We start from the raw sequence: 13,705 nt of genomic DNA, 5'->3' as shown, positions 1-13,705 counted from the left end.
CAACTCTGGTTTCGTCGTTCCTAGTGGACGCCAGCTACCAGGGGAGCCCATGAACACCGAACGTCTGACGACCAAGAGTCGTGAGGTCATCACCGGCGCGGCCGCGAGTGCCGCGCAGCGCGGCAACGCGACCGTCGAGCCGTGGCACCTGCTGCTCTCGCTGCTCGACACCGGCGGGTCGACCGCCGCCGGCCTGCTCCGCGCCGTCGGCGCCAACGCCGCCGACATCCGCCGCGCCGCGGCCCGGGCGATCGAGAGCCTGCCCACCGCGCAGGGCCCGAGCGTCGCCGAGCCCACCCTGTCCCGCGAGTTCGTCAACGCCATCGGCGCGGCCGAGCAGATCGCCCGCCCGCTCGGCGACGAGTTCGTCTCCACCGAGCACCTCCTCGCCGGCCTCGCCCGGGTCGGCGGCGCCGTCGCCGACCTGCTCAAGCAGGCGGGCGCCACCGAGGACAACCTCGTCGCCGCGTTCCCGGCCATCCGGGGCGGCGACCGCCGGGTCACCAACGCCGACCCGGAGCAGACCTACCAGGCACTGGAGAAATACGGCGTCGACCTGACCGCGCGCGCCCGGGACGGCAAGACCGACCCGGTGATCGGCCGCGACTCGGAGATCCGCCGCGTCATGCAGGTGCTGTCCCGCAAGACCAAGAACAACCCGGTGCTGATCGGCGAGCCGGGCGTCGGCAAGACCGCGATCGTCGAGGGCCTCGCCCAGCGGATCGTGGCCGGCGACGTGCCCGAGTCACTGCGCGACAAGAAGCTGGTCGCCCTCGACCTCGCCGCGATGGTGGCGGGTGCGCAATATCGGGGCCAGTTCGAGGAGCGGCTCAAGTCGGTCCTCGAGGAGATCAAGAACTCCGACGGCCAGGTGATCACCTTCCTCGACGAGCTGCACACCGTGGTCGGTGCCGGCCGCGGCGAGGGCTCGATGGACGCCGGCAACATGCTCAAGCCGATGCTGGCCCGCGGCGAGCTGCGGATGGTCGGCGCCACCACGCTGGACGAGTACCGCGAGCACATCGAGAAGGACCCCGCCCTCGAGCGGCGGTTCCAGCCCGTCGTGGTCGGCGAGCCGTCCGTCGAGGACACCATCGGCATCCTGCGTGGCCTCAAGGAGCGGTACGAGGTGCACCACGGCGTGCGGATCACCGACGCCGCGCTGGTCGCGGCGGCCGCCCTGTCCGACCGCTACATCACCGACCGGTTCCTGCCCGACAAGGCGATCGACCTGGTCGACGAGGCCGGCTCCCGGCTGCGCATGGAGATCGACTCACGGCCGGTCGAGGTCGACGAGGTCGAGCGGGCCGTGCGGCGCCTGGAGATCGAGGAGATGGCGCTGGCCAAGGAGCCCGACCCGGCCTCCGCCGAGCGGCTCGCCCGGCTACGCAAGGAGCTGGCCGACAAGCGCGAGCAGCTCACCGCGCTCTCCGAGCGGTGGCGCCTGGAGAAGGAGCACATCACCAAAATCTCCACGGCCAAGGAGGAGCTGGAGCGGCTGCGCGGCGACGAGAGCCACGCGGAGCGCGACGGCGACTTCGCCCGCGCGTCCGAGCTGCGCTACGGGAAGATCCCGGCGCTCGAGGCGGAGCTGACTGCGGCCGAGGCCGAGCTCGTCGCGCTGCAGACCAGCGGCGCGATGCTGAAGGAAGAGGTCAGCGCCGACGACATCGCCGCGGTGGTGGCGTCCTGGACCGGCATCCCCGCCGGGCGGCTGCTGGAGGGTGAGACCGCCAAGCTGCTGCGGATGGAGGAGTCGCTGGCCACCCGGGTCGTCGGCCAGCGCGAGGCCGTCGCGGCCGTCTCCGACGCGGTCCGCCGCGCCCGGGCCGGCATCGCCGACCCCGACCGGCCCACCGGCAGCTTCCTGTTCCTCGGCCCGACCGGTGTCGGCAAGACCGAGCTGGCCAAGGCGCTCGCTGGGTTCCTGTTCGACGACGAGCGCGCGATGGTGCGCATCGACATGAGCGAATACGGCGAGAAGCACAGCGTCGCCCGGCTCGTCGGCGCCCCGCCCGGCTACGTCGGCTACGAGGAGGGCGGGCAGCTGACCGAGGCGGTGCGCCGCCGGCCGTACTCGGTGATCCTGCTCGACGAGGTGGAGAAGGCCCACCCGGACGTCTTCGACGTGCTGCTCCAGGTGCTCGACGACGGCCGGCTGACCGACGGGCAGGGCCGCACCGTCGACTTCCGCAACGCGATCCTGATCCTCACGTCCAACCTCGGCTCGACGCTGATCGCCGACCCGACGCTGGGCGAGGATCAGCGCCGCGAGGCGGTGCTCGCGGTGGTCCGCGCCCACTTCAAGCCGGAGTTCCTCAACCGGCTCGACGACATCGTGGTGTTCGCCGCGCTGTCCGGGCCGGAGCTGCGGGCCATCGTCGACATCCAGCTCGACCTGCTGCGGCGGCGGCTGGCGGAGCGGCGGCTCACGCTCGACGTCACCGACACCGCCCGCACGTGGCTCGCCGAGCACGGCTTCGACCCGATCTACGGCGCCCGGCCGCTGCGCCGGCTGGTGCAGTCGTCGATCGGCGACAGCCTGGCCAAGGCGCTGCTGGCCGGTGAGATCCGGGACGGCGACACGGTCGCGGTCGACCTGGCCGACGGCAAGGACGGCCTGACGGTGATGGCCCTGGTCCGCTGAGCGCCGGACGCTCCTGGGGCGACAGACTGGCGCGCTACCGGTACCTTGATCTTCACTTATCGTGATGTATCGAGGAGGGAGTGCCGTGTCGGAGTTCGCCCCCGGTCCGGACCGTGCCCGACCGCCGGGCACGGTCCGGATTTCCAGCTACCTTCTTTACGCCGTCGCCGCGATCGAGGTCATCAGCCTCATCGTCACGCTCTCGACCCTCGGCACGCTGCGCCAGGCGGTGAACGACGCGTACGCCGGCACCGACCTCGCCGGCACGGGTGACGCCGCCGCGGTCGCCGTCGCCGTCATCTTCGGCGTCATCGCGCTCGTCGTCGGCATCGGTCTCGTCGTGCTCGGCTTCCTCAACCTGCGGGGCAAGAACGCGTCCCGGATCGTCACCTGGGTGGTCGGCGGCCTGTTCGTGCTCTGCTGCGGGCTCAGCGCGGCCGGCAACGCGGTCAGCGGCGCGATGAACCTGGAGACCACGACCGGCGACACCCCCGACGTGCAGGCGGAGATCGACGCCGCGATGCCCGGTTGGTACAACGCCGTCAACATGGTGCTGCTGATCATCCCGATCCTGCTCGTGCTGGGCTCGCTCGTGCTGCTCGCCCTGCCGGCGTCCAACGAGTGGTTCAAGCCGCGGGCCGGCACGTGGGAGCCGCCGACGCCGGGCTACCCGGTGATGCCGGGCTCCAGCTACCCGAACACGCCGTACCCGACCTCGCCGTACCCGCAGCAGGGCGGCGAACCCCCGCTGCCGCCACCGCCGGCGCCGCCGGCACGTGACGCCGAACCGCCGGAGACACCCGCTCCGCCCAGGTAGCCGCGCGCGACAGGGGCCTTCCGAGTAGTTTCTCCACAACGGATGTACCGGAGGGCCCCGTGTCGTACCCAGCGCAACCCCTCGTGCAACAGCCGGTGAGCAGTGCCCGTCGCCCGCCGGGCGTCGTCCGCGCCGCGGCGGCGGTCCTGTCGCTGATGGCGATCGGCGGCCTGGCCTACGGCGCGATCGGGCTCGCCCTGATGCCCGGCATCGTCGATAACTTCCAGAACGCCGCGGCCGCCGCCGGGCTGCCCAGCGCCGACATCGACGGCGGCACGACCGTGCTGCGCGGCGTCCCGATGGCCGCGGCCTTCGTCAGTGTGGTCGCCACCGTGCTGCTGGCCGTTCTCGCGGTCGGCACGCTGCGCGGCAACCCGGCCGTCCGGATCGCCACCTGGATCGTCTGCGCCCTGGGCCTCGTGTCCGGCGGTCTGGCCGCGGTCTTCGGCTTCGTACAACAGGCCGGGTCGTTCGGTGACGAGGCCGTGCTCGCCGCGATGGGCGAGGCCCACCCGGGCTGGTGGCCATGGACCAGCGTGGCTCTTTCGCTGCTGCAGGCGCTCGGCTACGTTGTGGTGGCGTTGCTGCTGGCCACCCCCGCGGCCAACGGCTACTTCCGGCGCACGCCGGCTGCCGGCGCGCCGACACCCCCACCCCCACCCCCGGTCGACCCGACGGACTGGCAGCGCCCGGACCCGCCGGCGACCACCCCCGCCCCCATGTGAGGGACCCGTGCCGACCGCACTCGTCACCGGTGCCAGTTCCGGGATCGGTGCGGCGTTCGCCCGTCGCCTTTCCGCCGATGGTTACCGACTGGTAGTCGTCGCCCGCGACGCCGAACGCCTCACCGCGCTCGCCGCCGACCTCGGCGACACCACCGAAGTGCTGCCCGCCGACCTGTCGACCGACGCCGGGCTGACGGCGGTCGCCGATCGGTTGGGCGACGTCGACCTGCTGGTCAACAACGCCGGCGTCAGCCTCAACCGGTCGTTCCTGCGGTCCACCGCGGACGACGAGGCGCGGTTGCTGCGGCTGAACGTCCACGCTGTCATGCGGCTCACGCACGCGGCGCTGCCGGGCATGACCAGCCGCGGTTCAGGGGCTGTGATCAATGTCTCGTCGGCCTCCTCGTTCGCACCGGTCATGCCGGGCTCGACCTATCCCGCGAGCAAGGCCTGGGTCACCCATTTCAGTGAGTCGATCGGGCGTGCGGTGGGCCGGCACGGTGTCCGGGTGATGGCGTTGTGCCCCGGCTACACGCGCACCGAGTTCCACAGTCGAGCGGGCATCGACATGTCGAGAACGCCGTCCTGGATGTGGTTGCGCGCCGAGGACGTGGTCGCGCACGGGCTGCGCGACCTCGCCCGCGGCCGGCTCGTGAGCGTGCCCGACTGGAAATACAAGGTGGCCGTGTTCGGCATGCGGCACGCGCCGCGCGGCGTCTTCGCCCGGGTCGCCAAGGACACCCGCAGTCGCGACGGTCGGTGACGACCGACACGGGAGTCCGTGATCTGTCAGGGTGCGCTATCGGTGGAAATTTCCCGATCGCTGGTGGGGCGCCCAGCAGGTTCACAGGATCGACCAGTACGCTTATCTGCCATGGGGGACCACGACGACCTGCGTAAATTCATCACTGACCGAGCCGTGGTGCACGGCCGGGTGGTGCTGTCTTCGGGTCAGGAGGCCGACTGGTATGTCGACCTTCGCCGCGTCTCTCTTCACTATGCGTCCGCACCAGTGCTCGGACGCGTGCTGCTCGACCTGACTTCCGACTGGGACTTCGACGCGGTGGGTGGCCTCACCCTCGGTGCCGACCCGGTGGCGACCGCCATGATGCACGCGGCGGCGGCAACCGGGCGACCTCTCGACGCGTTCGTCGTCCGCAAGACGGCCAAGGCGCACGGTCTCCAACGCCGGATCGAGGGTCCTGATGTTGCCGGACGACGGGTGCTGGTCGTGGAAGACGCCTCCACGACCGGGGGAAGCCCGTTGACCGCCGTCGAGGCGCTCCGGGAAGCCGGGGCTGAGGTGGTCGGCGTAGCCGTTATCGTCGATCGGGGCGGCGGTGACGCCATTCGGGCGGCCGGCCTCCCCTTTAAGGCGGCCTACTCGATGGCTGACCTCGGCCTAGTGGCGTAAAAGTTTGCCGATTCGGACCTGCTCATATGCAGGCGGGTCGATGCTGTAAGTGGAAGGATGGAATACGTGGGAACTGCGTTGGCTGAAATGACCATGCCTCAGATCTCGCCGCTCGCCGGCGAGCCAATCGAACGTGCCGATGCCGAGCGCCTCGCCGGGGTGCTCAAGGCTCTCGCCGACCCGGCCCGACTGCGGCTCTTGAGCCTCATCCAGTCGGCACCGGAAGGCGAGGCCTGCGTCTGCGACCTGACCGCACCGCTCGGGCTCTCCCAGCCGACCGTGAGCCACCACCTCCGGATCCTGACCGAGGCGGGGCTGCTCGAGCGGGAGAAGCGGGGCGTGTGGGCCTACTACCGCCTCGTCCCGTCGGCTATCGCGACGATCGCCGACCTGCTCACGCCGCCGCGCAAGCGGGCCACCAAGAAGGCCGCGCGCTGACTCGGTGACGACCACTGACCCGGCGTCGCCGTCCAGACTCGACGCCGGGTCCGCTGACCAGCGCGACCTCCGCGACCAACTCGCCGAGGTCGGGGCTGCAGTGGTCCGTGCCGGCCTGGTGGTCGGCTCCGGTGGCAACCTGTCGGCCCGCCACCCGGGCAGCGATACGTGCTGGGTGACGGGCGCGGGCACCTGGCTCGACCGGCTCGACCACCGGTCGTTCGTCAGCATGCGCATCAGCGACGGCCTGGCGCTGCGCACCGATGCGCTGTCGCCGAGCTCCGAGGTCGCGCTGCACCTCGCGACCTACCGCGCCCGCCCGGACGTGGCGGCGATCATCCACCTGCACCCGCAGACGTCGCTGTTGCTCGACGCGCTGGGTGAGCGGATCCGCCTGTTGACGACGGATCACGCTTTCTACGTGCGCCGGGTGGCGACGGTGCCGTTCTTCCCACCGGGTTCAGCGGAAATCGCCTCTGCCGCGGCCGACGCATCCCGCGACGGCACGAACTGCCTGATCCTGAGCCGGCACGGCTGCTCAGTGCTCGCGGACAGCATCGAGCTGGCCCACAAACGCGCCCACAATCTGGAAGAGGCGGCGCAACTCACCTACCGCGCCTTGGTCTTGGGCCGCGCGGCGGAGCTCACCGACCAGCCCCCACCCATGGGCGCCTAGCTTCCAGCCGATCACCCCGCCCGACAACGGGTGTGGCTTTGCTCGGCTGTTCCCGCATTCCCGGGATGGGGCACGGCTGCGGTTTGCCCCGACGGAGGGCGGGTTCCCGAGAACCTGGTCTGACCGAGCTGCGGGGTGGGTTCCCGGAAACCCGGCCTCACCAAGCTGCAGGGGGAGGGGCGGCGGTCCGGCGGTTGCCTGGCGGGGGGCGGGCTCTCGGTTTGCACCCTCCGCGTTTGCCTCGAATGAGCGTCCGGTTGCGTTGCGGCAGTTCCCGATTGGACGCAGGGTGCGGCTGGGCGCTTTCGCTACCGCTCTGCCCGGACGAGCGCGGCCAGGGTTGGCGGTGTCCGCGATCAGCCGGCGGCCCCTGGGCGGGCGCGCTTCTGGGTGCGCCGGAACCAGATCAGTAGGCACCGGCCAGGCGGGGCCCCGCTATGCGGGTCGGGCGCCTGGTTTGGCTCGGGCCTTTGGGGTGAGATCGAGGTATCGCGGGCGTGGCAGCGGAGCGTAGCGGAGCGGTGTCCGGCGGGAGCGACGGTCGTGCCCTGGGCGGACCCGGGACATGCCCCTGATCTTCGCTCTGAAAAGGGCCTATTCGGCGCGGTGGCTGCCGTGGTGGTGGTTGTCCTCGATCGCGTCGGCGATGCCGGCTACCGGGGAGATGCCGATGACCGCCATCTCCTTCGCGCGCTTGCGGGCGCGGCGGTCGCGGATGATCTCGATGATGATCGGGAGGACCGACAGCAAAATGATGAGGGCGACGAACGGCAGGATGTAGCGGTCGATGTGCGTGCCGATGGCCTCGTAGATGCGGTCGGCCAGCAGGTAACCCACCAGCAGGATGCCGTCGGTCCAGAGGATCGCGCCTACCACGTTCCAGAGGAAGAACTGCTTGGCCGGCATGCCGAGGACGCCGGCTACCGGGTTCAGGAACGTGCGGACGATCGGGATGAAGCGGGCCAGGACTACTGCCTTGGCCGGGCCGAACTTCTGGAAATAGTGCTCTGCCTTCTCGACATATTCGCGCTTGAACAGGCGGGAGTCCGGCTTCTCGAACATTCGCGTGCCGTAGCGGGCGCCGAGGAAGTGGCCTAGTTGCGCGCCGATGATGGCGCAGATCGGGGCGCCGATCAGCAAGCCCGCCAGGGAGAGCTTGGTGCCGTCGCCGAAGATGGCGTCGGCTACCGGCGTGGCCGCGACGCCCGCCAGGAACAGCAGCGAGTCGCCCGGGAAGAAGAAGCCGACCAGCAGGCCCGTCTCGGCGAACAGGATCGCCCAGACCCCGTACAGACCGAACGTGTGGACCAGGTCCTTCGGGTCCAACGGGTTGAAGGCGAGGTTCTCGGCTAGGGCGCGGGTCGTCTCCACGGGTAGGAAGGCTACCGGGCCTGGCAAGCCGGGGCGGGTAGGGCGGGCAAAACGGCGAAACGCCCCGCCGCGGGGGGCCGCGGCGGGGCGTTTCCGGTGTGTTCGATCAGGAGACGAAGCGGGTGCGGCGGCGCCAGGCCACCACGACGCCCGCGAGGCCGGCGACGAGGAGCAGGCCGCCGGCGCCCGCGATCATGCCGGCCGCCGGGCCGGTGATCGGCAGGCCGCCGCCGTCGGAGCCGCCGCCACCGCCGGCGGTGGTGTCGATCTTGATCTCGATGGGCGCGGTGTCGTTGGCGGAGTTGGTGTCGTCCGGCCGCACGTCGCAGTCGCACGGCACGTTGATGGCGACCTGGCCGGGCTCGGTCGCCGCCTGGTCGATCCGCAGCGAGAACGGGAAGCCGACCGTCTCGCCCACCGGGACGAACCCGCCGGGCAGGCAGCGGTAGGCGGGCTTGCCGGGCTGCCCGCGGTTGGCGGAGTCGAACTGGCCGTTCTTCACCGGCGCGCACTGCTCGGGGACCTCGACGGCCGTGGTGCCCTTCGGCACCGTGACGTCGACGAGGGTCGCCTCCGTCCACTTGTCGATCGTCGCCGGGCCGTCGTTGCGGAAGCCCAACTGGACCTCGGCCACGTCGCCGACCTGGCCGGTGATCCGGGCGCCCAGGGCCCGCATGTCGGAGCCGTTCTCGCCGGTCACCCGGATGTCGACGCTGGTCCCGTCGTTGGACGGGTTGGTGTCGGCCTGGGTGCCGCGGGCCTTGCGAGCGGGCGCTGCGGTCAGTTCGAGCTTGCCGTCGGTGCCCGGCTTGCCCAACGTGTCGCCCGTCCGCTCGCTGAGGTCCGCGTAGTCCGCGAACTCCGCGCGGGTGTAGACCAGCAGGCTGGCGCCCTGACGGCCGGGCGCCGCGGTGTCAGCGCCCAGCTTGTAGGGCAGTTCGCCACGAAGCGTCTCGCCCGGCGCGATGGTCAGGTCGAAGGCGCAGGCGCGCAGGCGGTCACCGACGTAGCTGCAGTTGGTGAACTTCTTGCCCGCCCGAACCCCGTAGGTGTTGTCGAAGACCGCGTTGAAGCCCTCGACGGACACCTTGCCGACGTTGGTGACCGAGAACTCGTGGGTGAACGCGGCGCCAGGCGCGACCGACTGGTTGGTGTCGTCCGGACCCACGGCCAGATCGACACCAACGCCGACGCGCACCGTCGACTCGGTGGACACCGCGGGCCGCCCGGGAACCTTGAGGGTCGTCTTGAGCGTGCCGCTCCCCTCGGCGAGACCTCGGATCACGATGTCGTAGCTGCCCCGGCTGGGCTCGGGCGTGAGCCAGCCGGGGTTGGACCGGCTGCAGACCAGCACGAACGATTCCTTCTTGGTGCAGGTCGGGCCGCCGAACGCCTGGTCGACCACGGCGGCGACGCCGGAGAGCCCGCTCGAGTCGTATGTCACGGTCGTGTCGTCGGTCAGGTCGACCCGCTCGGAGGCCGCGAGCCAGGGGCCGGCCTCGACGCCAGGTCCGCCGACCGCGACGGTCTGGTCGCCCATGAAGACAGCGATCGTGGGCGCGGCCGCCGCGGCGGCGGCCGGCAGGGCGGCGGTCGCGAACAGCGTGCCCGGCGATGCCGATCCCGGCGAGGGCACGCCGGGCAGGGGTGAGTCGCATGGTGTTCTTTCTTCTCCCCGTTGAGTTGGGCTCAGCTGACGCGGGCTCGCGCCAGTGCGACGGCGCACGCGCCGACGATGATCATGAGTGCGCCGAGGGCCGCCAGGACATCGGCCGGTGCGCCGGTGATGGGCAGCCGGTCGGCCGCCGGTGGTGGCGCGCGGTTGACGGTGATCGCGGCAACGTTGTTGGCCGCGTCGAGATCGCTCGCGCCGGTGAGCCGGACCGAGCCCTCGGTCGGCCCGGCCCGGTCGATCCGCAACTCGAAGTCGAAGCCGACGGTGAGGCCCGGGTGGACCAGTAAGCCCGGCCGGCAGCGGTAGACGGGCGCCCCCGGCACCCCGGCCGCCCGCGGGTCGGTCGGCGGCGCGCACTCGGGCGGCACCCCGGTGGCGGTCGTACCCGGTGGGATCGTCACGTCGACCATGGCCACGGGCTGTTCGGCCGCCGCCGGCCCGAGGTTGCGCAGGCCCACCAGCACCGGCCGGCGCTGGCCGACCTCGCCGCGCGTCGCCGCGCCGACCGCCGCCAGGTCGAGGCCGTTGCGACCGGTCACCGTGACCGTCAGCCCGCCGCGGTTGTTGCTGGGCTCGGTGTCGGCCTGGCTGTCTGCCTTGAGCTGGAGCTCACCCGTCAGCGTCAGCTCGCCGTCGGTGCCCGGCTCGCCACCGGAATAACCGTGGCCGGCCAGGAACGACTCGTAGTCCTCGGCCTCCGCCGCGGTGAGCCACAGCGCGTCGAGCTTCTTCGTGCTCGGCGCCGCGGTGTCCGGGCCGAGCCGGAACGGCAGCACCGCCGTGTAGGCGGCGCCCGGCGGGAACGTCTCGTCGAACCAGCAGTGGCGGATCCGGTCCTCGACGTAGAGGCAGTTGCTGAACTTGCGGGTGGACCGGAACGCGTACGTGTCGCTGAAGAAGACGCTGGGTCGCTCGACCGCGGTCGCGCCCGCCACCTCGACCCGCAGCGGCAGCGTGAAGGTCTCGCCCGGCCGCCGGCTCAGCGCGGTCGACGGCCCGGCCACCAGGTCGACCGGGTCGCCGACGCGGACCCACGAGCCGGTGAAGACGGGATCGAGGCCGGCGGCCGAGACACCGACCTGGAGCGGGCCCTCGCCGACCCGTCCGGCGGCGCCGGCCCGGATCACGACGTCGAACAGGTCGGACACTGGCGCGCTGCCGAGCCGGACCTGGTCGCGGGTGCAGGCCACGATGGTGGTGTCCACAAGGGAGCAGGACGCGGACGGGACCACCTCGATCAGCCGGGCCACCGCGCCGAAGTCGTAGGTGACCACGACGTCGTCGAGGACGACCGGCCGTGACGAGATCAGCGTGGCGCTGGCGACCACACCGGGATGCCCGGCGGCGACGGTCACGTCGCGCAGGTCGACGGCGATGTCCTCCGGCGCCGCGAAGGCCGGCGAAGCTCCCAGCGCCAGCGCGAGGCCGACCGCGCCGCACACGGCGGCGAGCTGGCCGGTCACACTGCGCGGCATACCGGACGTCCTCCCCAGGGATCGACGCGGAGCCTAGCCATCGGAGATCACGATCGCGATAGTCCGACCGATAGTCTGGCCGTTCGGCCGAATATCGGTGATCTTCGCAGCGCTTTGGGTTCCGGCGCGCGTCGTTCTGGCAGAGCCACCCGGAGGTACCCGTGACGCCGCTGACGTACGAGGAGTTCGCCGATGTCCAACTCGGCAACATGCTCCGGTACGCCGTGATGCTCTGCGGCGACCCACACCTCGCTCAGGACCTGGTGCAGGAGACGATGGTGCGGGTCCAGCTCAACTGGCGGAAGGTGGTCCGGGCCGACGCACCGGAGCGCTACGTCCGCCGCATGATCACCAACCAGTACCTCGACTGGCGACGCGGGCCGTGGCTGCGCCGGGTGCTGTTGCGCGCCGAACCCGACGAGGCGGCGCGAACCGTACCCGTCGACCACGCGCAGGCCACCGCGGACCGTGACCAGATCTGGTCCTGGCTGGCCCGACTGCCCAAGGCGCAACGCGCGGCCCTCGTGCTCCGTTACTACGAGGACCTGCCCGACGCCGAAATCGCGGAGATCCTCGGCTGTGCCGTCGGGACGGTGCGGTCGTCGATCTCGCGGGCGCTCGCGACGCTGCGGGCCGAAATGGTGGAGACCATCCCATGATCGAAGAGCAACTGCGCGAGACGTTCGAGCGGCACGAGATCCTCGCGCCGCCGTCGGCGCCGCTGCGGGCGGCCATCGATCGGGCAGTGGTACGCCGCCGGCGGAACCGCTTCACCAAGGGGCTGGCCGCCGCCGCGGTGGCGGTCGCCGCCGCCGTCTCGCTGCCGTTCGCGCTCGGTGGCACCGCGGCCCTGCCGCCCATCGGCGACACGTTCCTGCCGGCCGACGCGCCTGCCGTCGACCGGCCGCTCACGGTGGCGGTCCTCGGCGTCGACGACGACGGCGGCCGCAGCTACCGGGCCGACACCGTGCTGCTCGCGCACGTGCCGGCGGCCAGCCACACCGCGTACCTCGTCTCGCTGCCCGCCGACCTGCTCGTGGAGATCCCCGGCAAGGGTCGCGCCAAGCTGGGTGAGACGTTCTATTTCGGCAGCCAGCGCCGGGGCCAGGGGCCGGACCTGGCGGCCGGTGCCCAGTTGACGGCCGGCACGATCACCGCGACCACGGGCCTGCCGGTCGACGCGACCGTGACCGTGCGCTACTCGGGGCTGCGGGCGGTGACCGACGCCCTCGGCGGTGTCGAGATCTGCCTGGACCGCGCGGTGCCGTCGCGGCACAGCGGCCGGGTCTATCCGGCGGGCTGCCAGCGGCTCGACGGCCGCACCATGCTCGACCTGCTCCGGCAGCGCTACGACCTGCCGCACGGCGCCTACGACCGGGACGCCAACGGGCGGGCGTTCGTGCGCGGTCTGATCGACACCGAGGTCCGAGACCCGGTGCGGCTGGCCCGGGTGGCGCAGGCCGCGTCCACCGGCATCGACGTGGCCGGCACCGGGATCAGCACGCCCGAACTGCTCCGGGTCGCTACCGGGGTCGACACGGTCAGCCCGATCGACATCGGCTCGAACTTCCGCCCGGTGACCATCGAACGCGTCACCTACGAGCGCCTCGACCCGGCGCGCAGCGGGCCGGTGTTCGCCGCGATCAAGGAGAACCGGCTGACCGACTGGGTCGTCGCCAACCCGCAGTCGGTGCGTCAGCGGTAGTCGTCGTCGGGGCGGACCGACCGGGACTGCTCCACCGCGTCGGCCTCCGGCACCTCCGGACCCACGCGCACCGCGTCGTCGCGGGGATCGTCGGGCACGGCCGGGGTGGCCTGCTCGCTGGCGTCGGCCTCGTTCGCTTCCGGGTCCCGCTCGTCAGGGTCAGTCATCGGTGCCGCCTCCCTTCCTACTCACCGTACGGCGACTGACGTTGCCCATCGGGCGGGCGGCGAAACATGCCCGGAAGGCGGCCGGAGGCGCCAGCATCCACGCGGCTGAGGACTCGGCAGGATCCAGGGCACCGGGGTGAGCGGGGCGGTGCCACGATGGGTGCCATGGGAATGCTGATCCGGGTGGTCATCAACGCGATCGCCCTGTGGATCACGGCGCTGGTCGTGCCCGGCATCGACGTCGGCGGCAGCAATGCCGGCCACACCGTGCTGACCGTACTCGTCGTGGCGGTGATCTTCGGGCTCGTCAACGCGATCCTGAAACCGATCATCAAGGTCGTCGGGTGCGTTTTCTACATCCTGACGCTGGGTCTGATCGCCCTCGTCGTCAACGCGCTCCTCTTCCTTCTCACCGACTGGCTCGGTCACCAGTTCGACCTCCCGTTCACCATCGACGGCTTCTGGCCCGCCTTCTGGGGCGCCATCGTGATGGCCGTGGTGAGCTGGGTATTGAACTTCGTGGTGCCCGAACCGCGCTCGGGTGATCGCGACTGACCTGCGTGTCAGCCGGTTCCGTGGTTGCGGGATACTGCCA

The 13,705-nt window shown here is 71.4% G+C and carries 14 protein-coding genes; 10 read left to right on the top strand and 4 right to left on the bottom strand.

Going from position 1 to position 13,705, the window contains the following annotated elements:
- Nucleotides 1–49: 49 nt before the first annotated feature.
- From clpB to Asi02nite_RS24385, 7 genes are all read left to right on the top strand, one after another.
- Nucleotides 50–2,647, top strand: coding sequence for an ATP-dependent chaperone ClpB (gene clpB / locus Asi02nite_RS24415; RefSeq protein ID WP_203716234.1), 2,598 nt, complete (start codon nucleotides 50–52; stop codon nucleotides 2,645–2,647).
- 85 nt (nucleotides 2,648–2,732) lie between these two features.
- Nucleotides 2,733–3,464 carry a hypothetical protein gene (locus Asi02nite_RS24410; RefSeq protein WP_203716233.1) on the top strand — a complete coding sequence of 244 codons (732 nt, stop codon included), beginning with the start codon at nucleotides 2,733–2,735 and terminating at the stop codon, nucleotides 3,462–3,464.
- Between the two features lie 95 nt (nucleotides 3,465–3,559).
- Nucleotides 3,560–4,189, top strand: coding sequence for a hypothetical protein (locus tag Asi02nite_RS24405; protein ID WP_203716232.1), 630 nt, complete (start codon nucleotides 3,560–3,562; stop codon nucleotides 4,187–4,189).
- 7 nt (nucleotides 4,190–4,196) lie between these two features.
- The gene (locus Asi02nite_RS24400; RefSeq protein ID WP_203716231.1) at nucleotides 4,197–4,952 is read left to right on the top strand and encodes an SDR family NAD(P)-dependent oxidoreductase; all 756 of its coding nucleotides are present in this window, start codon (nucleotides 4,197–4,199) and stop codon (nucleotides 4,950–4,952) included.
- A gap of 111 nt (nucleotides 4,953–5,063) precedes the next feature.
- Nucleotides 5,064–5,603 (top strand): orotate phosphoribosyltransferase, encoded by a 540-nt coding sequence (pyrE, locus tag Asi02nite_RS24395; RefSeq protein WP_203716230.1) that lies wholly within the window; start codon nucleotides 5,064–5,066, stop codon nucleotides 5,601–5,603.
- 57 nt (nucleotides 5,604–5,660) lie between these two features.
- Nucleotides 5,661–6,041, top strand: a complete 381-nt coding sequence (locus Asi02nite_RS24390) for an ArsR/SmtB family transcription factor (RefSeq protein ID WP_089254755.1) — start codon at nucleotides 5,661–5,663, stop codon at nucleotides 6,039–6,041.
- Nucleotides 6,042–6,045: 4 nt separating this feature from the next.
- The gene (locus tag Asi02nite_RS24385) at nucleotides 6,046–6,717 is read left to right on the top strand and encodes a class II aldolase/adducin family protein (protein ID WP_203716229.1); all 672 of its coding nucleotides are present in this window, start codon (nucleotides 6,046–6,048) and stop codon (nucleotides 6,715–6,717) included.
- 594 nt (nucleotides 6,718–7,311) lie between these two features.
- Here Asi02nite_RS24385 and Asi02nite_RS24380 read toward each other — a convergent pair.
- The 3 genes from Asi02nite_RS24380 to Asi02nite_RS24370 all read right to left on the bottom strand — a co-directional run bounded on the left by Asi02nite_RS24380 (nucleotide 7,312) and on the right by Asi02nite_RS24370 (nucleotide 11,238).
- Entirely contained in the window at nucleotides 7,312–8,088 is a 777-nt protein-coding gene (locus tag Asi02nite_RS24380) for a DedA family protein (RefSeq protein WP_203716228.1), read from the bottom strand.
- 106 nt (nucleotides 8,089–8,194) lie between these two features.
- Nucleotides 8,195–9,724 carry an LPXTG cell wall anchor domain-containing protein gene (locus tag Asi02nite_RS24375; protein ID WP_203716227.1) on the bottom strand — a complete coding sequence of 510 codons (1,530 nt, stop codon included), beginning with the start codon at nucleotides 9,722–9,724 and terminating at the stop codon, nucleotides 8,195–8,197.
- Between the two features lie 53 nt (nucleotides 9,725–9,777).
- Complete coding sequence (locus tag Asi02nite_RS24370) at nucleotides 9,778–11,238, bottom strand: hypothetical protein (RefSeq protein WP_203716226.1); 1,461 nt, start codon at nucleotides 11,236–11,238, stop codon at nucleotides 9,778–9,780.
- Between the two features lie 170 nt (nucleotides 11,239–11,408).
- Here Asi02nite_RS24370 and Asi02nite_RS24365 point away from each other — a divergent pair, with 170 nt between their 5' ends.
- Nucleotides 11,409–11,897, top strand: coding sequence for a SigE family RNA polymerase sigma factor (locus Asi02nite_RS24365; protein WP_203716269.1), 489 nt, complete (start codon nucleotides 11,409–11,411; stop codon nucleotides 11,895–11,897).
- A complete protein-coding gene (locus tag Asi02nite_RS24360) occupies nucleotides 11,894–12,943 on the top strand; it encodes an LCP family protein (RefSeq protein ID WP_203716225.1) in 1,050 nt (349 codons plus the stop codon). Before Asi02nite_RS24365 ends, Asi02nite_RS24360 begins: the two co-directional genes overlap by 4 nt.
- On the opposite strand, the gene Asi02nite_RS24355 is transcribed toward Asi02nite_RS24360, so the two are convergent.
- Complete coding sequence (locus tag Asi02nite_RS24355; RefSeq protein ID WP_203716224.1) at nucleotides 12,934–13,110, bottom strand: hypothetical protein; 177 nt, start codon at nucleotides 13,108–13,110, stop codon at nucleotides 12,934–12,936. The genes Asi02nite_RS24360 and Asi02nite_RS24355 overlap by 10 nt on opposite strands.
- Before the next feature lie 165 nt (nucleotides 13,111–13,275).
- Between Asi02nite_RS24355 and Asi02nite_RS24350 the strand changes: the two genes are divergently transcribed.
- A complete protein-coding gene (locus Asi02nite_RS24350; protein WP_203716223.1) occupies nucleotides 13,276–13,665 on the top strand; it encodes a phage holin family protein in 390 nt (129 codons plus the stop codon).
- Nucleotides 13,666–13,705: the final 40 nt, after the last annotated feature.

This window comes from Asanoa siamensis (assembly GCF_016862555.1).
Lineage (GTDB): Bacteria > Actinomycetota > Actinomycetes > Mycobacteriales > Micromonosporaceae > Asanoa > Asanoa siamensis.
This window is presented reverse-complemented; position numbering and strand designations above follow the sequence as displayed.